21 protein-coding genes are annotated in these 21,283 nt (G+C 39.1%); 10 read left to right on the top strand and 11 right to left on the bottom strand.

What is annotated here, in order from left to right:
• Nucleotides 1-220: 220 nt before the first annotated feature.
• Nucleotides 221-385 (top strand): hypothetical protein, encoded by a 165-nt coding sequence (locus H5118_RS02405; RefSeq protein ID WP_182196201.1) that lies wholly within the window; start codon nt 221-223, stop codon nt 383-385.
• Nucleotides 386-390: 5 nt separating this feature from the next.
• Here H5118_RS02405 and H5118_RS02400 read toward each other — a convergent pair whose 3' ends face one another.
• Nucleotides 391-1,641, bottom strand: a complete 1,251-nt coding sequence (locus H5118_RS02400; protein WP_182747667.1) for a multifunctional CCA addition/repair protein — start codon at nt 1,639-1,641, stop codon at nt 391-393.
• A 132-nt stretch (nt 1,642-1,773) separates the two neighbouring features.
• Between H5118_RS02400 and H5118_RS02395 the strand changes: the two genes are divergently transcribed.
• Entirely contained in the window at nt 1,774-2,001 is a 228-nt protein-coding gene (locus tag H5118_RS02395; protein WP_182692551.1) for a hypothetical protein, read from the top strand.
• A 30-nt stretch (nt 2,002-2,031) separates the two neighbouring features.
• Here H5118_RS02395 and H5118_RS02390 read toward each other — a convergent pair whose 3' ends face one another.
• The 4 genes from H5118_RS02390 to H5118_RS02375 are packed head-to-tail and all read right to left on the bottom strand — an operon-like array spanning nt 2,032 to nt 5,897.
• On the bottom strand, nt 2,032-2,532 hold the full coding sequence (locus tag H5118_RS02390; protein ID WP_002961636.1) for a DUF1543 domain-containing protein: 501 nt from the start codon (nt 2,530-2,532) through the stop codon (nt 2,032-2,034).
• Nucleotides 2,533-2,540: 8 nt separating this feature from the next.
• Nucleotides 2,541-3,890, bottom strand: a complete 1,350-nt coding sequence (locus H5118_RS02385) for a sigma 54-interacting transcriptional regulator (RefSeq protein ID WP_182747665.1) — start codon at nt 3,888-3,890, stop codon at nt 2,541-2,543.
• A 2-nt stretch (nt 3,891-3,892) separates the two neighbouring features.
• Nucleotides 3,893-4,438: a hypothetical protein gene (locus H5118_RS02380; RefSeq protein ID WP_182747663.1), complete on the bottom strand. Its 546-nt coding sequence runs from the start codon at nt 4,436-4,438 to the stop codon at nt 3,893-3,895.
• A 1-nt stretch (nt 4,439) separates the two neighbouring features.
• Nucleotides 4,440-5,897 carry a sensor histidine kinase KdpD gene (locus H5118_RS02375; protein ID WP_182747661.1) on the bottom strand — a complete coding sequence of 486 codons (1,458 nt, stop codon included), beginning with the start codon at nt 5,895-5,897 and terminating at the stop codon, nt 4,440-4,442.
• 330 nt (nt 5,898-6,227) lie between these two features.
• Between H5118_RS02375 and H5118_RS02370 the strand changes: the two genes are divergently transcribed.
• The 4 genes from H5118_RS02370 to H5118_RS02355 all read left to right on the top strand — a co-directional run bounded on the left by H5118_RS02370 (nt 6,228) and on the right by H5118_RS02355 (nt 7,382).
• Nucleotides 6,228-6,461 carry an EF-hand domain-containing protein gene (locus H5118_RS02370; protein WP_002961641.1) on the top strand — a complete coding sequence of 78 codons (234 nt, stop codon included), beginning with the start codon at nt 6,228-6,230 and terminating at the stop codon, nt 6,459-6,461.
• Nucleotides 6,462-6,485: 24 nt separating this feature from the next.
• Entirely contained in the window at nt 6,486-6,713 is a 228-nt protein-coding gene (locus tag H5118_RS02365; RefSeq protein ID WP_024597597.1) for a hypothetical protein, read from the top strand.
• Between the two features lie 186 nt (nt 6,714-6,899).
• Nucleotides 6,900-7,136, top strand: a complete 237-nt coding sequence (locus H5118_RS02360) for a calcium dependent protein (RefSeq protein ID WP_033021630.1) — start codon at nt 6,900-6,902, stop codon at nt 7,134-7,136.
• A gap of 9 nt (nt 7,137-7,145) precedes the next feature.
• Nucleotides 7,146-7,382: an EF-hand domain-containing protein gene (locus H5118_RS02355; RefSeq protein WP_182747659.1), complete on the top strand. Its 237-nt coding sequence runs from the start codon at nt 7,146-7,148 to the stop codon at nt 7,380-7,382.
• Nucleotides 7,383-7,439: 57 nt separating this feature from the next.
• Here the strand turns inward: H5118_RS02355 and H5118_RS02350 are convergent, their stop codons facing one another.
• Both H5118_RS02350 and H5118_RS02345 read right to left on the bottom strand, forming a co-directional pair.
• Nucleotides 7,440-7,892 carry an energy transducer TonB gene (locus H5118_RS02350; RefSeq protein ID WP_182747657.1) on the bottom strand — a complete coding sequence of 151 codons (453 nt, stop codon included), beginning with the start codon at nt 7,890-7,892 and terminating at the stop codon, nt 7,440-7,442.
• A gap of 180 nt (nt 7,893-8,072) precedes the next feature.
• Nucleotides 8,073-8,594, bottom strand: coding sequence for an energy transducer TonB (locus H5118_RS02345; RefSeq protein WP_182747655.1), 522 nt, complete (start codon nt 8,592-8,594; stop codon nt 8,073-8,075).
• A 173-nt stretch (nt 8,595-8,767) separates the two neighbouring features.
• Between H5118_RS02345 and H5118_RS02340 the strand changes: the two genes are divergently transcribed.
• The gene (locus H5118_RS02340) at nt 8,768-10,450 is read left to right on the top strand and encodes an amidohydrolase (RefSeq protein ID WP_182747653.1); all 1,683 of its coding nucleotides are present in this window, start codon (nt 8,768-8,770) and stop codon (nt 10,448-10,450) included.
• Nucleotides 10,451-10,505: 55 nt separating this feature from the next.
• Here H5118_RS02340 and H5118_RS02335 read toward each other — a convergent pair whose 3' ends face one another.
• The gene (locus H5118_RS02335) at nt 10,506-11,345 is read right to left on the bottom strand and encodes an HDOD domain-containing protein (protein WP_002961652.1); all 840 of its coding nucleotides are present in this window, start codon (nt 11,343-11,345) and stop codon (nt 10,506-10,508) included.
• A gap of 296 nt (nt 11,346-11,641) precedes the next feature.
• On the opposite strand from H5118_RS02335, the gene H5118_RS02330 reads away from it, so the two are divergent.
• Nucleotides 11,642-13,342: a dipeptidyl-peptidase 3 family protein gene (locus H5118_RS02330; RefSeq protein ID WP_182747651.1), complete on the top strand. Its 1,701-nt coding sequence runs from the start codon at nt 11,642-11,644 to the stop codon at nt 13,340-13,342.
• Nucleotides 13,343-13,377: 35 nt separating this feature from the next.
• Here H5118_RS02330 and H5118_RS02325 read toward each other — a convergent pair whose 3' ends face one another.
• Nucleotides 13,378-13,782, bottom strand: coding sequence for an HIT domain-containing protein (locus H5118_RS02325; RefSeq protein WP_024597591.1), 405 nt, complete (start codon nt 13,780-13,782; stop codon nt 13,378-13,380).
• Nucleotides 13,783-13,893: 111 nt separating this feature from the next.
• On the opposite strand from H5118_RS02325, the gene H5118_RS02320 reads away from it, so the two are divergent.
• Nucleotides 13,894-16,119: a S9 family peptidase gene (locus H5118_RS02320; protein ID WP_182747649.1), complete on the top strand. Its 2,226-nt coding sequence runs from the start codon at nt 13,894-13,896 to the stop codon at nt 16,117-16,119.
• Nucleotides 16,120-16,261: 142 nt separating this feature from the next.
• Nucleotides 16,262-17,899 (top strand): methyl-accepting chemotaxis protein, encoded by a 1,638-nt coding sequence (locus H5118_RS02315; RefSeq protein ID WP_154903475.1) that lies wholly within the window; start codon nt 16,262-16,264, stop codon nt 17,897-17,899.
• A 71-nt stretch (nt 17,900-17,970) separates the two neighbouring features.
• Here H5118_RS02315 and H5118_RS02310 read toward each other — a convergent pair whose 3' ends face one another.
• Nucleotides 17,971-19,491 (bottom strand): leucyl aminopeptidase family protein, encoded by a 1,521-nt coding sequence (locus H5118_RS02310; RefSeq protein WP_182747647.1) that lies wholly within the window; start codon nt 19,489-19,491, stop codon nt 17,971-17,973.
• Between the two features lie 129 nt (nt 19,492-19,620).
• Nucleotides 19,621-20,673: a DNA polymerase IV gene (dinB, locus tag H5118_RS02305; RefSeq protein WP_182695735.1), complete on the bottom strand. Its 1,053-nt coding sequence runs from the start codon at nt 20,671-20,673 to the stop codon at nt 19,621-19,623.
• Between the last annotated feature and the right edge of the window lie 610 nt (nt 20,674-21,283).

The raw sequence follows: 21,283 nt of genomic DNA, 5'->3' as shown, positions 1-21,283 counted from the left end.
TAGTAAGTACGCAATAAGTTAAATTCAGCTGTATATTTTTAGTTAAAAAGAGCTACTTTAATTTACCTTAACTCCATATAAATTAACAAACAACCCCCTCTCATCCCTCAAAACCTGCCGGTTACAATTTAGTACAACTTCAAATGTAACTATTCACTTTTTATTCAGTCGAATGACCATACCCTACATCATATTAAAGTATTAAATTGAAGGAATACTCATGAAACCATCACTAGAGCGTGAAGAACTAGACTTTATTTTTGACTTATACAGGCCCTCTAAAAAGCCCAAGTCTGAAGAGGTAAAACCAAAAAACACCAATTACAAAGAGCTAAGAAAGCACGACGCGACTAAAAACCAAGGTGTATCGCACTACTTAGTCTAATTTTATTACGCTTGGGACTTCTCATGTTCTAAAAATGCTTTAATGCAGTTTATTTCTGCAAGTTTTACTTCTTCGCCTATTTCAGGGCCTTTTTTGCCATTTTTAAGTGCATCTTGCACTACTTGTTTCTTATCCATTTTTTGCAGTTCAGTATGAATTGCTCGCAGTTTAGCTGCTTGCGGGTATGGCTTATCGACCAGTGTTTCACCACGCCCTTGTGCATCGCATTGGCATGCTTGGGTAAACGCTATAAAACGTTCTGGGTGTACCAACGCATTTAAGTTAGTCACTATTAGCTTGTGAATGGTTTGCGGCCTTAACTGATCAACTGTATGGCAAAGGGTGTGATTATCACTGGTGAGTACACCAATATCGCGAAAACGGTTAGGCACTTTTAAGCGCTCACAAAACGCCTCAATAACTGCAACACCTTCGCGTTCGTGCCCACGTAGGTTTCCATGCTTTTTAAAACTAAGCGCTTTTCCAAAATCATGGGTAAGTGCAGCAAAACGTGCTTCTAAGTTAAAATTTAAATCGGCTGCACGCCTAAGTACCAACATAGTATGCACAAATACATCCCCTTCAGGATGATGGTTTGCCGGTTGCGGTACATTAACCATGCGCTCAAGTTCTGGAAAAATACCTAAACCTTGCAGTGCTTCAAAATAAAGCTCAGGGTGCTTTTCACCCAGTGCTTTTTCAGTTTCAAGCCACACGCGCTCAGGTACTAAATGATTTAGCTCACCTTTATTTTTAAGCTCGCGCATTAATGCATAGGTACTTGGGTGAATACGCCAATCGCTGCCATAGCGCGCTAAAAAACGGGCAATACGCAGTACTCGAACAGGGTCTTCTACAAATGCCTCAGTGGTGTGGCGCAGTGTTTTATTTTGTAAGTCAGTTTGGCCATTAAACGGGTCAATAATATTACCGTGTTCATCAAGCGCCATTGAATTCATGGTCAAATCACGCCTTGCTAAATCTTCTTCTAGCGTAACGGTTGGGCTGGCATCAACCACAAAGCCAGTATAGCCTTTGCCACTTTTACGCTCTGTGCGCCCCAGTGCGTATTCTTCTTTTGTTTTTGGGTGTAAGTAAACCGGAAAGTCACTACCTATTGGCACAAAACCAAGCGATTCCATCGTTTTTGGTGTTTCCCCAATCACTACATAGTCGTTATCTTTTGATTTTATATTTAGCAGTTTGTCGCGCACTGCACCGCCAACGAGGTAAACTTGTTTTAAGTTACTTTTCACTTTATTCCCAATAACACTTGCCCAATTGTTTGACGCTAATCATATCATTAATTAAAAAATTCTGCGGTATTTGCCAAGCTTAAGTAAGCTCATTACAATGGCGCATTATTTTTAGCTATAGCCTCATAATTAATGAAAAACCATTCATCAAAAAAAGAACTCATGTTACTACCCATTTTATTAGTGGTTATTTTGATGTGTGTGGCGGGTCACTTTTTACTACAAGCAAATTTTCAAGACAGTAATTTGGTTGAATACATGTTGGCAGCACTGCCGTTTGCTATGTTTGGGTTGGTTATTGTGGCGTTTAAAATGGCGGCTAAAAGCGAAAAGGATGAACAAAACAAGCAGGACTCTTAATCCTACTCTGTTTTAGCTACTTATTATAATTTAAAGTATGTGATAGCCAAACCAGTCTGGCTTTATCGGCTGCGATATACCGCTAGGCGTGAGCTTAATGTTTAGCTGGCTGTCGAGTAAATCAATGGCAAAGCAATCGTCCACATCATGTAAATCATCTTTATGAATATGACTAAGCCCTGCGAGCAAATCGTTTTTAGCACGCTCTTTAGCTTCATGGCTACTGCTTGCAACATACAGTGCAAAGTCATGTTGCTCAGCCATTGAATCACTTCTGTAAGCGCCTAAATTTACAAAATAGAGTTGTTTATTTTGCTCCACATAGCTATCAACAACTTCTACTTTAAAGCCATCAATATGATTAATTGCCATGTAGCTATCCATGTGAACACTACTTCTGTCTCCTACCCACTGGCTTTTTAACTTTGAGTAGGTTTGCTCTATATTCTCCCCTACTACAAAACGAATATCATGCATTTCAATGTGGCAACCTTGAATCCGGCCACCTAAATACACCATAAATAACTGCATGCTTTTCCTTAACCTAAATTATCAACATCAATATTATGCTTTTTAATCAACTTATAAAAATCTGAGCGATTGCGCTTGGCAAGCTTAGCGCCTTCAGCTACGTTACCACCTGCCATTTTTAAAGTGTTAATTACATAGTCGCGCTCAAACTCTTTTTTAGCGTCGTTTAGTGATAATGGTTCTACGTTTGTTTCGTTACTATTTAGCGCAGCTAACACTAAATGCTCTGAAATAACATCGCTTGGCGTTAATGCTACAACCTGCTCTACTACGTTTTGTAATTGGCGGATATTACCTGGCCAGTCGTAACGTACAAGCGCATGCATAGCATCGCTTGCAAAGTGTTTTTCAGTTTGGTTCATGCGCTTAGCAATGCTTGCACTAAAGTGCTGTGCTAATAAGCTTATATCTTCGCGGCGCTCACACAGTGGCGGTAATTTTAAATTAACTACGTTTAAGCGATAGTATAAATCTTCTCTAAATTGCTGGTTTAAAATAGCTTCAGGAAGATTTTTATGTGTTGCCGACACTATGCGTACATCAATTGCTATTTCTTCTTGAAAACCCACCGGGCGAATTGTTTTTTCTTGTAATACGCGCAGTAACTTAACCTGTAAGTTAAGCGGCATATCGCCAATTTCGTCTAAAAATAACGTGCCACCCTGTGCTTGTTGAAACAAACCTTGGTGATCTTTAATTGCACCCGTAAACGAGCCTTTTTTATGACCAAATAATTCGGACTCTAAAAGCTCCCCTGGTACAGCACCGCAGTTAATTGCAACAAAAGGGCCACCGCTTACATGGCTATGCTGATGAATCGCCTGTGCGAGTAATTCTTTTCCAGTACCACTAGCCCCCGAAATAAGTACATTAACTTGCGTTGGCCCAAGTAGTTTTACTTGCTCTAACAAGTGCAGCATTGCACCACTGCGCGTAACTATATTACTTTTAGGTGCAGCTTCATCGGCGTTAACACCATGAATTTCTATCGCTTTTGCAAGGCTGTCAAATAGCTCGTCTTTATCCACTGGTTTAGTTATAAATGCAAAAATGCCCTGCTTAGTTGCCTCTACGGCATCAGGAATTGAGCCGTGCGCTGTCATAATAATGACAGGTAATGCAGGGTAGCGGCTTTGCAGCTGACGATGCAGTGCCATACCATCCATTTCATCCATGCGTAAGTCGGTTATAACGGCATCAAACACTTGGCTTTTAAGTATTTGTAGTGCAGTTAAGCCGCTTTCGCAGGTTGTTACTTCGTATCCTTTTGATTCAATACGAATAGCGAGCAGTTTTAATAAGCTAGCGTCGTCGTCTACGAGTAATACTTTTACACCTTGTACTTTAGTTGCGGCCATCGTTACTGCTCCTTCGTTTCTTCTCGTAGTAAAAGTTGCTGCTCAATCGTTGCTAACGATGAGAGGGTTTCTTGCATTTTATTGTTAAGTGCTTGCTGCTCTTTTTTAGCATTTATTTGCATAGTTACTTGCTGCTTTTGAAGCCATAAATATTGCTTTATGTCATCAGGCCAAAAGTAAGCAAGATCGAGTTTTAGCAACTGAGTCATTACCGTATTTGGATCATCATTTATGTTTAAGCACATGAACTTAAAAAAGCGTTTAAGCTCGTTTTCGCCTGTAAAAACATCTTTGCTAGGTACCAATTTAAACCCGCCACACTGATTAGCGTGCCATGCAATAACTTGCTCTGCAGGAGGATAGCTTGGTTCAATTTTTGGTCTAGGTTTTGGACTAGGGTTACTGTTTTTGTCGTTCGTTTTTATTGTATCGACCACGGGTGCAGGTGTAATTGACACACGCTCTTCTTGCCCATTATTAATTTCACAACCTGATATAACCATGCTGCTACTGAGCACACATAAAATAGCGATTAAACGCAAGCGCATGTTAATTAACTCCTAGATTTTTTGTTATGGGAATTTTAATTGAAAACCGGCAACCATGTGGCTCGTTATGCTCAACACTAAGTGTACCTCTTAGCTGTTCAACAGACTCTTTTACAATAGTTAAACCCAGTCCACTGCCTTGCAGCGTAACATTTTTACTGTGTTTACCTTGATAAAATGCGCTGAAAATTTGAGTTTTTTCTTGCTCTTTAATACCGCACCCTTTATCAATCACAACGATACAAAGCTGGTTTTGCTCAAGCGCTAAATTAATAGTAACGCTTTGCTTATCTTCTGAAAATTTTAAGCCATTTGAAATAAGCTGAATTAAAATCATCTCAATAAGCTCACTAGGTAAAGCAAGCGGTTTATTTGGTAAAGTATTTTGCCACTGCAGAGCTTGCTGACGCGCAGTTAAGCGATGCTCAAAATGGCTATTAATTTTATTAATAAGAAGACTAAATTCAACTTCGCTTAAGCTGTCTTTACTGGTGCGAATAGCATTATAACTCAGCAAGCTGTCAATCATTGTACGAAGGCGCACCATAGATTGGCTAATAAGCTCAAGCACTGCTTTTTGCTCAGCGGTAATTGGGCCTACTATTTCATCAGTTAATAAGTCAGTGCCTTCGACCATTGAAGCAAGCGGCGTTTTTAGCTCATGAGTTACATGGCGTAAAAAAGTATCTTTTTGCTGCTCAAGCATATGAAGCTGTTCTTGTACCCATTGGAGCTTTTCTCCTAGCTCAACAAGCTCAGCTGAACCTTTCACAGATATTTTTTGCTGCCAATGCCCCTGCCCAAGCTTATCAATAACCGTAGTTAACCCTTTTAGCCGCCCACTTATGCGCCATAAAAAACCTCCCCCAACAATTAAAGTCAGTGGAATAAGTGCCACCAGCCAATTTATAAATGACGCTTGCAGGCTTGTAAGCTCTTTTTGGTTATTGGTAATTTGCGCTTCGTTTTTATCACGTAACCATAAAGTAAGCTCAGCAACTAAATCGCTCACTGGCACAAATAGCTCAGCTTGTTGTTGTTTTTGCTCAACAAGCTCTACATGCGCGGTTTGTAAGGTGGTATATAAGCGTTGCCATTGGTTGATATACTCTTTATTCGTGTTTACAAATTTGAGTTCATCAATGCTTTGTAGGGATGATTGCCATTTATCAACAATGAGCTTATCTAGCGATTCACTTTTTAATACCCAGTTTTGTCTAGTGGCGCGTTCAAGACTGTTGAGTTCTTGCTTTAAAGTGTTAAACGATTTGGTAACTTGGTAGTTGCTACTCACAATACTTTGAGTAACCGCTAATTGCTTATTAAGCGCATTTAAAAATACGATCACCACTATAGAAAGCGGCAGTAACGAAAGCAGCATACTCATTGCAAATTGCCCAATTAAATTAGGCCGCCAGTTAAGCATTGCTTGGTATTTTTTAGCTATGGTTGCTGGCATTTCGTTTAGTCCTTTTAAGTTAAGCGTTCTATTATTAAGTGCTTACCTTATACACTAGCTGAACCAGCAATTATATTTAATACGATTAACAGCCAGCACTACAAAACAATGTGTCGCCAAATAGAGACAACGTAACTCGTTGATTTTAATAAACTCCCTTTTAACCCCATTAAATAGTGTTGCAAAAGGCGCACAAAAATTACAATAAACCCAGTAAAAACTTCTCACTGGCTTTAAGAAAAAATAATAACCAATTGAAAAATAACAACAATTATTATTGGCACCATTTTTGTAATAGGAGTAATAACTTTAATCAATAAGGAAATAATAATGAACAAACGCATTTTAGTAATTTCATCATTACTGGCTTTAGGCTTTTTAGGCGCTAATGCACACGCAATGGACGTTCACGCGACTTTTAACGAACTTGATAAAGACAGTAACGGCACATTAAGTGAAGCCGAAGCAGGTGAAGATGCTGTGTTACACGAGAATTTTTCTCAAATTGATACTAATCAAGATGGGCAATTGTCGCTAGATGAATTCAAAAAATTTATTCAATAAACTCATTTAATAAGGAACGTGATTATGAAACAACTTATAGCCGCTTTTTCATTAATGTTTTTAGCAATTAGTGCCACTGTAATTGCATCGCCAACAAATGTGCGTTTTGCCCACTTAGATAAAGACATGGACGGACAAATATCAATTGCAGAAGCAAAGGAAGATAAGGAAGTAATGAGACAATTTGCCGACTTAGATGAAGACGGTGATGAAAAAGTCTCAAAAAAAGAATTTGAAAGCTTTAAACCTTAATGAGTAATTACTGATTAAGCTTTACTTAAGCTTGTTATAGGTAAACTGGAATTAAAAGCATTTGCCATAATCCCTGAGGGAGTGTGTAAAAGGATTTAATGTTGGGAGTTAAATTACGGCAAGTGCTTTTTCCTTTTCACTTTATTTTAGCCACAAACTTTAAATACATCTTTTGGAAGGAACACCATGAAGATACTTCCCCTTATTATAAGCATCTTAATGCTATTAAGCTTTGATGCCGCTGCACTTGATGTAAAGCAACGCTTTGATCACCTCGATAGCGACAAAAGTGGCTATTTAACGCATGACGAACTTGATCCCCAACCACAACTATTAAACACATTTGTAAAATGGGACAAAAACCAAGATAACCAAATTTCGTTAATCGAATTTAAAAATTACCTTACCAATAACCTCTACTGAGTATTTTTCATGAAAAAAACAAGCTATATAGCGCTTTTTGCGTTTAGTATTTTTAGCACATTAGGCTTTGCTGCAAGCAACAATGTTGCAGAGCAATTTGAAAAACTTGATAGAAACCAGGATGGTTTTTTAACACGTTCAGAAACCGCTGTAGACCCCGCTTTGTGGTCTCGATTTTCAAGCTATGATAGTGATAAAGATGGCAAGTTAGCACTAAATGAATATGGCTTATATGCAAGTAAGTAGTTTTATAGCTAGGTAAACAAGCACCTAGCTTATTATATTTATATCTATTAATTACCTTCAGGCTTTATTTTTAGAACAATGCGCCAAATACTCTGCATCAGTAGGTTTTGGGCTCACCATAAAATCCATTTTGAGATAAGTTAGAATAGGTTGCTTACTCGTATTTTCAGTTGTCGCTTTCCAGCGCCATAAACCCACAGCAGCAGCTGCATTATTATCAAACACACCCTCAGGGTAGGATGCAATAACCTTATACCCTTGGGCTTCACCTTGTGAATTAATTAACATAGCAAGCTCAACACAACCTGAAATACTTTTCTTTGCAGCTTCTATCGGATATCGCGGCTCTACTCTTTTAGCAACATCCCAGTATTCACCTGCCTTACTTCGCAGTTCAGGACTCGATAAATCAATAAAACTCGGCATTTCATCGTTTACTTGTTGATCAGACGTTGAGCAACAGGCTGTTAGCATCATGCTCAACGGGAGTAATAAATAGAGAGCTTTCACAGTATTTCCTTATTCTTGATGCTTATTTAGTTATTTGTAATATCCGTATTAAACTCATACCCATCAGATTTTATAAAGGTTCGATCTAAAACGTTACACACACTTAAAGTAACTTTAGAGTGAGGTAAATAAGTACTTTGTTCAAACCTTATAATCTTTCCCGTTACTTGAAATGTTTCATCAGTAGGAGGTTTTTTTAATTTCACCTGTTACTTGAAATGTTTCGCCAGCCGGACAATTTTTTAAATATTTTTTACCCACTGGTATTGAATCAATCATGAAATCAATTCTGATATGAGTAAGTACAGGTTGTTTAGCTACATTTACGTTAGTAGGTAGCCAGGCCCATGTATTTAAAGATTGCGCTGCGGCTTCATCAAATAACCCCTTTGGGTATGAAGAAATTACTTTATATCCTTGCGCCTTACCCTCAGAATTAATAATAGTCATGAGTTCTACACAACCAGCAAGACCTTTTTTTGCAGCAGCTATTGGATATCGTGGTTCTGTTCTTGTGGAAATATTCCAATAGTCTTTCACCCTGTCGCGCAGCTCAACACTTGATAAATCTATATAATCGCGTATTTCAGCATTTGATACATCAGTATGGTTTAGCTTTTCTACACTCTTATCTGCAGTAGGTGTCGATCCACATGCCGCAAGTAATGAAGTTAATGGTAGAAATAAATAGAGGGCTTTCATAGCGCTTCCTTATGCTTTATTGATTTTTTTTGCATACTAAATAATCACATCAATTACCTATTTTGTAAACAGTTAATACAGAGAAAAACCTTGAAATGAGGTCTATCAATTCATTGGTATTATAAAATCAAGTTTGTTAATGTAAGTAAATTAACAATAAAAATTAAGTAACCATGTCGCTCAAAAAAATAATCAAACCACTCATACTAGCCAGCCTTTGCGCTAGTTCTAGTTACACTCTTGCACAAACAAAAGTAATTTATAACGCAAATGGTTATACCCCTTTATACCAAGGTGAAGTACAGCAGTTTACTACCCTCGTTATTAAAAATGGCAAGGTAGTAAAACTAGGTAGCGATACACTTAAAGATAGCTACCCAGATGCCAAGCTTATTGACGCGCACGGTAATACCTTATTACCAGGCTTAATTGATGCTCATGGGCACGTTATTGGCCTTGGCGATAATTTATCGCAACTTGATGTACGCGGTGCAAAATCGGTTGATGAAGTAACGAATAAACTAAAAGTATTTGCCGATAACAAACAAGGTTGGATTATAGGGCGAGGTTGGAACCAAGAGCTTTGGTCTGATACACGCTTTCCTACGGCTAAAGATTTAGACAAAGTAGTGAGCGATCGACCTGTGGTGCTTTCTCGAGTTGATAGCCATGCCATTTGGGTTAATTCAAAAGCGCTCGAACTTGCAGGTATTACCGCCCAAACAAAAGCACCTGAAGGCGGTGAGATAATTAAAGACGAATTTGGCAATCCTATGGGTATTTTTGTAGACAAAGCAGAATCGCTAATTACCCAGCATATGCCAGCCCCTTCAAAACAAGATATAAGTGACTCACTTGATGCAGCAGGTAAACATTTATTAAGTTTAGGCATTACCTCTACTCACGATGCAGGTATTGATAAAACCACATGGGAGGTTTATAAAGAGCGCGGCGACCTTGGTAATTTACCACTACGTATTGTGGCAATGTTAAGTGGTGCAAGCCCTGATTTAGACACAATGTTAAAGGCAGGCCGATACCACGACAAAAATGACTTTATGGAAATTCGCAGTGTTAAAGTTTACGCCGATGGCGCACTGGGCTCTCGTGGTGCAGCACTTATTGAAGAATATGCAGACAGACCTGGTCACCATGGTTTAATGCTTGAAACGCAAGAGAAACTCGAAGCACTCTTTACACAAAGCTTTAAAAGCGGCTTTAGCGCAAATACTCACGCCATTGGCGACAAAGCAAATAAAGTAGTACTTGATGCCTATCAAAATGTGTTTAAAAAAACGGGCGGTATATTACTGCGAAACCGAATAGAGCACGCCCAAATTGTAACCCCTGATGATATCCCTCGCTTTAAAGCGTTAAAAATAATCCCTTCAATGCAGCCGGTGCATGCCACTTCTGATATGCATATGGCAGAGCAGCGTTTAACTGAAAAACAACTAAGCGGCGCCTACGCGTGGCAAACATTTTTACAGCAAGGTTCGGTTGTTGCAGCGGGCTCTGATTACCCTGTAGAGCTTGCAAATCCATTTGATGGTTTGTATTCAGCCATTACACGCATGGATCATAACAAACTACCGGGAAACGGCTGGCGAGCAAGTGAAGTACTAAGCCGCGAAGATGCATTACGTGCATTTACTCTCGGTGGCGCCTATGCAGCTCATCAAGAATTTAAGGTGGGTAGTTTAGAAAAAGGTAAATGGGCCGACTTTATTTTAATTGATAAAGACTACTTTAAAGTACCTGTTGAGGAGATATACAAAACAAACGTACTGCAAACATGGGTAGCAGGAATAAAGCGATACGAAAAAACTAAAACAGAAAATACCACCGAAAAATAAAACTAAAAAAGGGTTAACGCAAGTTAACCCTTTTTGGTTGTGTAGGAAGGCACTTTTAGCTAAACATGTTTTTCACATCTTTTAGCATGTCGTTGTACTCATCACTTGTGAATAGCTGCATAGACGGTATAACGCCTTTGTCTATATACGTTTGCAGCGCTGCCGACTTATCAGAAACTTGTAACGTGCCCTCTAAAATAGCCCCTACTCGAATAAAATCCACGTAACTTACTTTTTCAGGTTTGTAACTTGGGTCAGCCCAGCTCTGAGCTACATCAACAAACTCTTTAGGGAATTCCCACGCTTGCATAATAGATGAGCCAATTTTTCCACTCAGCTTTTGAATTGCATGAGCCAAAAAGCTTGGATTAGCAAATACCTCTGGGTGGCGCTCAGCTTCAGTTAAAATTGGTAATACACCAATATTATAAACAAGTGCGGCGAGTGTAATAGAATCACGATTTAGTGACGTGTGCTTACTATTTTTTAAATAAAACTCCATGAGTGATATTGAATGGCTAGCAACGGTTAATGTTTTTTGCCATGCCTTACCCATGTAGCCTTTAATTAGCTCATTATTTGATACAAATAATTGTTCCATAGCCATAGCTGTAGCAATGTTTTTAATTTGACGTAATCCAATACGAGTCACTGCCTGTTGTAAATTAGATACTTTTACAGAACGTCCCATAATCGCACTATTAGCTACTTTTATCATACGAGCTGAAAGCGCTGGATCTTGTGAGATTACATCTGACATTTGGATTAAATTCACATCTGGGTTATCTGCAGCTTGGCGAACCTTAATCGCTACTTCAGGTAGCGTTGGTAAAACCAACGTATCGTTATTTATTCTATCGACTAGAATCGTTAATAAAGCGTTTTCTGTAGACATAAAGCTGCCATCCTTTTGTGTTCAGCCTGTAAAGTAACTGCAAACTCAAGCAGTTAATTTTCGTATTAGTAATATAATTAGTATTGTCTAACTTACCGATAAAGTTAAGAAAATTATAGAAGTTTATTTTTATTTATAATGCTTTACCGCTCATGCTTGCCTTACAACGCCAAATACTTGCTATTTACCATTTAGTTTTGCTTTAATGCACTCACAATAAGGAAGCGTTTGTACATACTTAATATTTTAACTAAAGCAGTACAAATTATTAAACTTACTTTTTAACAGGCAATATAATGATCTTAAATAAAATTAGCCAAGCAATTATGCTCTCTGGTGTTGTTTTTCTTAGCGCATGTTCTGAACAAGCGCCGTCTTCTACCGACAACACAGCCGTAGAGCTTGCTCAAAAAAGCAGTGCACAGTCAGGCCCTAAGCTTATTAATGCAGATAAACAACGTTTAGATATTTACACCGACTTTAGCTTACAAAGTGATTTATTGCACTTAAGCGATAATCAACGAGCAATGGTTGCAAAGCTTATTGACGCTTCAAAAATAATGGATGAGTTATTTTGGAAGCAAGCATTTGGTGAAAATAAAGATGCTTTTTTAGCAAAACTAAACGATGAAAAAGTACGTAAATTTGCTGATATTAACTATGGTCCATGGGATCGTTTAAATGGTGATGAAGCATTTTTATCCAGCTATAAAGAAAAACCTCTTGGCGCACAGTTTTACCCTGCTGATATAACCAAAGAAGAGTTAAACAATGCAGACGTTGAAGATAAAACAGGGCTTTATTCTGTAATTAAGCGTGATGAGCAAGGTAAGCTTTACAGCGTGCCTTATTCAAAAGAATACGCTGATGAGCTTGCAAAAGCCGCTGATATTTTACGTGAAGCAAGCAAACTTGCTGACGATAAAGAATTTGCTAACTATCTAAACTTGCGTGCCGATGCTCTACAAAAAGATGACTTTCAAGTATCTGACTTTGCTTGGATGGATATGAAAAATAACCCAGTAGATGTGGTTATTGGTCCAATTGAAACTTATGAAGATCAATTATTTGGTTACCGCGCAGCTTATGAATCTTACGTACTTATTAAAGATTTAAAATGGAGCGAACGCTTAGCTAAATTTGCAGCATTTTTACCTGAGCTTCAAAAAGGCTTACCTGTAGATGCTAAGTACAAACAAGAAGTACCAGGCTCTGACGCCGACCTAAATGCATATGATGTTGTTTACTACGCTGGGCATTCAAACGCGGGTAGTAAAACAATAGCAATTAACTTACCAAACGATGAGCAAGTACAGCTAGAAAAAGGAACTCGTCGTCTGCAACTTAAAAACGCAATGCGTGCTAAATTTGATAAAATTTTAGTGCCAATTTCAGAGCAGTTAATTGTACCAGAGCAGCGTAAACACATTACTTTTGACGCATTTTTTGCCAATACGATGTTCCATGAAGTAGCGCATGGTTTAGGTATTAAAAATACAATTACTGGTAAAGGTACTGTTCGTCAATCACTACAAGAACACGCGAGTGCACTTGAAGAAGGTAAAGCCGATATTTTAGGTCTATACATGATTGAACAGTTACTTAAAAAAGGCGAAATTACTGAAGGCACTATTGAAGATTATTACACGACCTTCATGGCAGGTATATTCCGCTCAGTTCGTTTTGGAGCATCAAGCGCGCATGGTAAAGCAAATATGATCCGCTTTAACTTTTTTGCTCAAGAAGGTGCTTTTTCTAAAAATGAAGAAGGCTTATACCGCGTTAATATGGAAAAAATGAGCATTGCAATGGCCAAGCTTTCTCGCTTAATTTTAACTCTGCAAGGTGATGGCGATTACGAAAAAGTAGATCAACTAATTGCAACGCATGGCGACATTAAAGAAGAACTTGCTAAAGACTTAGAAAAACTAAGTAAAGCTAATATCCCTGTAGATGTAACATTTAAGCAAGGTAAGGAAATACTAGGGCTTAAATAAGTTTAGTTAGTTAAACCCTAAAAAAGCGTTGCAGCTTAAAACTGCAGCGCTTTTTTTAGCTCTGTGATTTGTAGATCTGTATAAGGCACTGCTGGGTGTTTACCCCATATTGGCGCAGGCCATGCAGCATCACTCGTAAAACGCGCAATATGATGAATATGCAATTGCGGCACCATATTACCTAAAGCCGCTATGTTTAATTTATCAGGTTTAAATACATCCATTAATAATTTACTTAGCTTGGCTGACTCTTTTAAATAAACAATTTGATCATCCTCAGATAAATCAATTATCTCTTTTAAGTTAGCCTGCCTAGGCACTAATACAAACCACGGATACAAGCTGTCGTTCAATAAAAGTACTTTACACAATGGCCAATCGGCAAGTTCTATACAGTCGCGTTTAAGTTCTGGCGCTAGTTTAAATTCAGGGTGAGTCATTGCTATGTCCTACTTTGTCTTTGATAATCGCCACTTTATAGCATTTAGTTGCAGTTGCACACGCTTGGCTTTACCATCAAAGCAATATTTATAATAAGCTAAGGCAACCTTGTGCTAAAAAAAATAAAACACCTCTCACTAGCTATACCGTTAATGGTTGGCGCTATTAGTGTTCAAGCAAAACCTTTATCGCTGGAGCGAATTTTTGACGATCCGAGCCTTTCTGGTAAATCACCTGTACAACTTAAATTTTCGCCTGACGGCAGCCGTGTAACTTACCTACAAGGCAAAAGCGATGACTACAACCGCTACGATTTATGGGAATACAATCTAAAAGATAACACCAACCGTGTGCTAGTTGATTCGGCAAAGTTATTTTCAGGCCCAGAAAACCTATCAGATGAAGAAAAAGCACGCCGCGAACGCCAACGTATTTTTGGTAAAGGCATACTTGAATACAAATGGTCTAAAGATGGCAAAGCACTTTTATTCCCACTCAATGGTGACCTTTATTATTACGATTTAGCCTCAGATAAAAGTAAAAAACTAACCGACACTGAAGCATTTGAAACCGATGCACGCTTTTCACCTAAAGGTAACTACGTATCGTTTATTCGAGAGCAAAACCTTTATGCTTTAGAGCTTGAGTCTGGTAAAGAGATTCAGCTTAGTAAAGATGGCGGCGGCGTAATTAAAAACGGCATGGCCGAATTTGTTGCTCAAGAAGAAATGAGCCGTATGACAGGTTACTGGTGGTCAGGTGATGAAACTAAAATTGCCTATACCCGCGTTGACGAAACCCCTGTAAAAGAAGCTATCCGTAACGAAATTTACGCTGATGAAGTTAAATTATTTAACCAGCGCTACCCGTTTACAGGTACCGATAATGTTAAAATTCAACTTGGTGTGGTTAAGCTAAACGACCAAAAAGTAGATTGGATTGATTTAGGTAAAGATGAAGACATTTACATTGCACGCGCTAAATGGCTAAAAGACGGCAATACACTTTCGTACCAATGGCAAAATCGCTCGCAACATAAATTAGAACTGCGTTTTTATAACAGCGAAACTAAAGCCCAAAAAGTAGCGCTGACCGAAAATAGCGAAACGTGGATTAACCTACATTTTGATCTTGAGTTTTTAAAAGACAAAAAACACTTTGTATGGGCATCTGAGCGCGACGGCTTTAAACATTTATATCTGTATCGTACAAACGGTCAACTTGTTCGCCAGATTACCTCAGGTGACTGGGCTGTTGATAGCTTAAAAGGTATTGATGAGAAAAAAGGCATTGTGTATTTTGCCGGTCGAAAAGATACACCGCTTGAAAGCCATTTATACAGCGCGCCTTTATTTAAAAAAGGCGATTCTAAACGTATTACCGAAAAAGGTCAGTACCACAATGTTGTGCTAGCAAAGGACAATAAAACCTTTATCGATAATAGCTCGTCTGATAATAAACCAAACTCAGCAGCACTTCGTAAAGTAAACGGTGAATTTATTACCTGGCTTGAAGAAAATAAGCTTGATAGTAGCCACCCCCTTACTCCTTATTTAAGCGACTTAACAAAACCAGAATACGGCACAATTAAAGCCGATGATGGTCAAGTTATGCATTACCGTTTATTTAAGCCTAGCACCATTGCTGATGGCAAAAAGCACCCTGTTATTGTTAACGTATACGGCGGCCCGCATGCTCAACGAGTGACGAATAGCTGGCGCAGTAAAAACTTGTACTTTCAGTACATGGCGCAACAAGGTTATGTAATTTTTCAACTGGATAACCGTGGTTCGTACAACCGTGGTAAAAAGTTTGAAGATGCTATTTATAAACATTTAGGTGTGGTTGAAGTTGCCGATCAAATTAAAGGCGTAGAGTTTTTACGTACACTTGATTACGTTGACCCACAACGTATCGGTGTTTATGGCCACAGCTACGGCGGCTACATGGCGCTTATGACTATGTTTAAAGCGGGCGATTACTTTCAAGCCGGCGTATCAGGTGCTCCAGTAACCGATTGGGCTCTATACGATACACATTACACAGAGCGTTATTTAGGTCACCCCGATACAAATGCTAAAGGCTATGAAGACAGCGCAGTATTTCCATATACTGATGGCTTAAAAGGCCCATTAATGATTTACCATGGAATGGCTGATGACAACGTATTGTTTACGCATTCAACTAAGTTGTTTAAACAACTGCAAGATAACGAAAAACAGTTTGAAATGATGACCTACCCAGGCTCTAAGCACAGCCTACGCGGTAAACAAGTGCAAACACACTTACATCAAACAATTACAAACTTCTTTAATCGCCATTTTGACGTTAAATAAGCAAGTAAAGTAATAACAGACTAAAGGCTGATTGATAAATCAGCCTTTTTTTTGCATTAATAGGCGTTAAGCCTAGATTAAACTCTTTTTTTAGCTACGCTTATTCTATGCGCTAAAGCGCACACTTTTTGAGGATAAATGTATGCCTAATCTACGAAGTTTTAGTATATCCCAGCGTTTTTCACTGTTAATAGCCATCGTTGTATTTGGACTAATAATACTTAGTATATCGAGCCTAACTCATCAATATAGTTCGCTAAAAGACGAGCAATACATAAAAACACAAAATGTAGTAGAAACGGCGTACAGTATAATCGAGCACTATTATGCGCTTGAACAAGATAACACTCTCACTCAACAACAAGCTCAATCACAAGCACTTAATGCAATAAAAGCACTGCGCTACGACAAAACCAATTACTTTTGGATTAACAATTACCAGCCAACAATGGTTATGCACCCTATAAAACCTGCGCTTGATGGAAAAGATTTAACTAATAACAAGGACCCTGACGGCAAAGCATTGTTTGTTGATATGGTAAATATAGTTAAACGCTCTGGCGAGGGATTTATCCCTTATAAATGGCCAAAACCAGGTAAAGATAAACCGGTTGAAAAAATCGCATTTGTTAAAGGTTTTAATCAATGGCAGTGGATTATTGGCTCGGGTGTTTACCTTGATTCAATTGACGAAGCATTTAGCGAGCAACGTAACCTTATAGTCATCAGTGCAATAATTATGATTATTGCTGTTATTTTACTTAGTTACTTTATAGGTAAGAGTATTTTAATACCAACTCGCTTAGCGGCCGATATGATGAAAGATATTTCACAAGGCGAAGGCGATTTAACTCGTAAATTAAATGAATCCGGTAATGATGAAATATCTGAACTATCACGTTCATTTAATTTATTTGCTCTAAAAATGCGCGAGTCACTTGTTCATGTAGCACAAAGTGCAAACGATGTAAGCGAACATGCGCATACAGTTGACGACTCAAGTAGAACAAGCCACTCATTTATTGAGCTTCAAAACGATAGTTCAACCCAAGTTGCAGCTGCCATGGAGCAAATGACTCACCAAATACACGATGTGAGCCGTAACGCTGAAGCCGCAGAGCAAGCAGCTAAGGATGCAGCACAAAATGCATCAACGGGTAAAAATGTGGTTGCGCAAACAATTACAGCAATAGAAACACTCTCAAGCAACATTGAAACAGTCAGCCGTGTAACAGAAGATTTAGCCAACGAGAGCCATAATATAGGCTCTGTGCTTGATGTAATAAGAAGCATATCAGAACAGACAAACTTACTGGCATTAAACGCTGCCATTGAAGCTGCTCGCGCAGGAGAGCATGGTCGAGGATTTGCTGTTGTTGCAGATGAAGTAAGAACACTGGCCAGTCGTACAGGGCAAAGTACTGACGAAATTCAAACCATGATCACTAAACTACAAGAAGGTGCAAAAGCAGCAGTAGAAGCAGTTAAATCAAGCCAAGCACTTTCAGTTTCTACCGTAGAGCAGGCGTCATCAGCCAATACTTCACTTAATGAAATAGAACGACTTGTTTCAATTATTACCGAAATGAACAGCCAAATAGCACGTGCCACAGAGCAACAAACGCAAGCTGCCGACGAGGTTAATTTGCGTATTAATGAGCTATCTCAATCAACTGAGCAATCATTAAATAATACTAAGCAGCTTACCGATGCCAGTGATAACCTCAAACAAAGTAGCGAAGGTCTTTCGAGCGTAGTTAATCGTTTTAAATTAGATTAATCGATAGCGTTCTCATAAAATGTAAAAGCCCTGAATTAACAGGGCTTTTTTATTACATGTAAGTTTTTAGCTTACAAACAATAACGTGCAAACAAGCTCGTTACTGATGCAGCTGTTGGCTTACCATGCTGCCAATCACCGCCTTCAACACCGCTACCTGCTATATCCATATGAACATAAGGTAGAGGCTGTGCAGAGTCGTTACCGTGCTTATCAAGCCCACCAACAATAGCCATAAACGCCATAGGGAACTGATGTCCACGAGTAGTAACGGCAGATGCTGCGTTATTGCTAGATAAAACATCGTCAGCTAGCGTACGTGGTTTAATAAAGTCGTAGTCTTCACGGCGTGAACGCGATACTTCAGCGCCATCGGCCCACAAATCTCCAAGGTCAGCTATTTGACGTGAAACACCAGCACTACGAGCTGGACCATTTTCAACATACGCACCGTAAGGACCCATTGCGCGAGCTGCATGACCCGTTAATGTAGCTACAGTAAATAACGTTGGATTAACCTCACCTTTAGCTAAATCTTTCATTTCGCTAAGCAGGTCGCCCATTGCTAAACGCCCTTCTGCATCGGTATTACCAATACGTACACGAACACCTTCACGGCTAGTAATAATTTCATCTGGCACAAAACAATCTGAGCCAATAGAGTTACGAACAACAGCTAAGTACGAGACCACTTTAACGCCTTTAGGCTGATAATCAGCAACGGCTTTCATAAAGCCCGCAACAGAAGCTGCGCCGCCTTTATCACGGCTCATGCCTGCCATATGGCCGCCTACTTTTAAATCTGCACCGCCTGTATCGTATACAAGGCCCTTACCTACAAACATAAGTGTGCGAGTAATTTCGCCCTCTGGTATATATTCAAGCTTAACAACACGGGGGTGATGGCGCTCAACTGCATACGATGCGCGAGCAACTGTACTTAGCATTGGGTAGTTTTTATCAATAGCTGCAATATCATCAATTACGTCAACTGCAATGTTTGAGTCTTTAAACAATTCAACACAGTAATCAGCAAAACGTGGGGGAGCCATACGCTCAGGTTCAGTGCCACACAGGTCACGCGCTGCATATTGGCCTGCTGCAATTGCATTAACAGCTTTAATAGTTTGCTCGCTTGCGCCAACTAAACCAATCTGTGTAATAGGTTCAATGCTTTCACCGTGATATTCACGCGCTTCTAATGGCTGCCATAAGGCTTGGCAAGCGCCTAAATAAGCAACTTCTAAAGCATGCTGATAACGGCTATCGCCATTTAAATTTGTTAAAAATAATGCAGGGTTAACACTGCCCGACGCTTTTGCTTCGTTAATTGCTAATTTAGCAGCATCAAAATAACGACGCACGTCGTCGTAATCTCTATTTAACGGACCGGTTGGCGCAAGTACAACGCGCTTGTTTTCAATTACTAATAAAGTAACTTGCTTACCGATGCGAGAATCTACGTTTGCTTGAGCTAAAATAGCATCACGTAATGAGTTATTTGGTAACTGAGAAAAGTCATTACTAATAATAATAAGCGCATCATGAGATGTGCATTCAAGGCTTGCACTAACCGCTTGAGGGTATGCCATAAATAAGGTCCTGTTAGAAAACATAAGCCCCTATTATCGTCGATTTAAATATTGAAGACCAGCAAGGAGCGATGAGCTAATCACATAACCTATCAATAAATGGCAACTTGGAGTTACAGGCTTTACAGCTTAATCGAGAATACTAAGTTGGAAGTTTTGCTCTGGCTCGTTTTTAATGCCAACGCCTATGCCAAGTAATCTTACAGGCTGTTGTAGCCCACGCTGGTAGGCCTTAGTAAGTAGTTGAACAAATATTTCTGTATTTAGCTCGTGGTATACCTGATCGGCAGAGGTCACTACAAAATTTGCAAACTTCACCTTAACACTCAATTTATTAATACGGTTTCGTAACTGCTGTTTATTAAGCCTTAAAACTAATTCGTCTAACAACCTTGGCAGCTCATCTAAGCACTCTTGCAAACTTGTTTTGTTGTACTCGTAGGTATGTTCAACACTCAGCGATTTTCTTATACGATCTGTGGATACTTTACCAACATACTCACCTGCACATTTTTGATAAAGCGACACACCAAAATTACCCACATGTTGCTGCATCCAGTTAACGCCTTTTTCACGTACATCCTTGCCAGTATATAAGCCTTTTAAATTTAGCTTTTCGAGCGTTACTTTGCCCACTCCTGGAATTTTCCCAAGCGGTAATTGCGCTAAAAAGTCATCGACCTCATCAGGCAAAACGACAAATTGACCATTCGGTTTATTTTCGTCACTGGCTATTTTGGCAATAAATTTAATCGGTGCAATACCAGCTGATGCAGTGAGCCCTGTAGCATTGTAAATATCGGCTCTTATTTGCTGTGCAATAAGTGTGGCACTGCCTTTACAAGCGGTGCTGTCTGTTACATCTAGGTAGGCTTCGTCTAAAGAAAGGGGTTCAATTAAGTTTGTATAGCGGCTAAATACTTCACGTATTTGGTTTGAAGCTTCTTTATATACAGCCATGCGCCCTGGGACAATAACTAAATCGGGGCATAATTGTTTAGCATGATAGTTCGACATAGCCGATCGCACGCCATACTCTCTAGCTATATAGTTAGCGGTTGAGAGCACGCCTCGTCGGCTATTGCCTCCAATAGCAAGCGGTACACATGCAAGTTTTGGATTATCTCGCATTTCTACTGCTGCATAAAAGCAATCCATGTCTATGTGAATAAACTTCTTCATCACCACAACAATAACTGGTTATTTATACAGTCATTATTATAGAATCAAATGTGATAAGCAAGCCTAGGGCCTGTTTATCTTTCGAGGTTAAATTTGCAGCAGTATGTTTGGTATTTAGGCAAGGCAGAGCCTATGTAGTGTGGTTATTCCCCATAAATAGGCGATAACGTAGCACAAATGCCAAACATACGCTGCCCGAAGGGTTCTGCCTAGGGGCAATTTACTCTTTGTTGCTCAGTTTTTACTTAGCCCACTAGGTCACAAACCTAGCGCCGCGATTAAATAGCCCCTAGATTGAACAAATTTTAATCCTGAAAGGTCAACAGGCCCTAGTTAACGATTAAAAAAAGTGTTTATTGTCCTCCGTTCTCTTATAACCACGTAGCCAATACATAACCTCAAATAAAAATCCTGCCAACATTAAAATGATAGCGCCAGATTCATTCCCCATCGCGTAACAGGTAAAAGAGGCTATAAAAACCAAACAAGCTAAGGACCAATTAATTATATTCTGCATATTATTACCTTTGTGTGTGTTTTTGTGTGTCTGTGTAATTTAACTGTAGACCTAAAATTAAACAGGTACAATCATCTTATAAAAAAAACATGC

The organism is Pseudoalteromonas sp. SR41-1, from assembly GCF_014164015.1.
Classification (GTDB): domain Bacteria; phylum Pseudomonadota; class Gammaproteobacteria; order Enterobacterales; family Alteromonadaceae; genus Pseudoalteromonas; species Pseudoalteromonas distincta.
The sequence above is the reverse complement of the archived record's forward strand: the minus strand, read 5'-3'. Positions and strand labels throughout refer to the sequence as shown.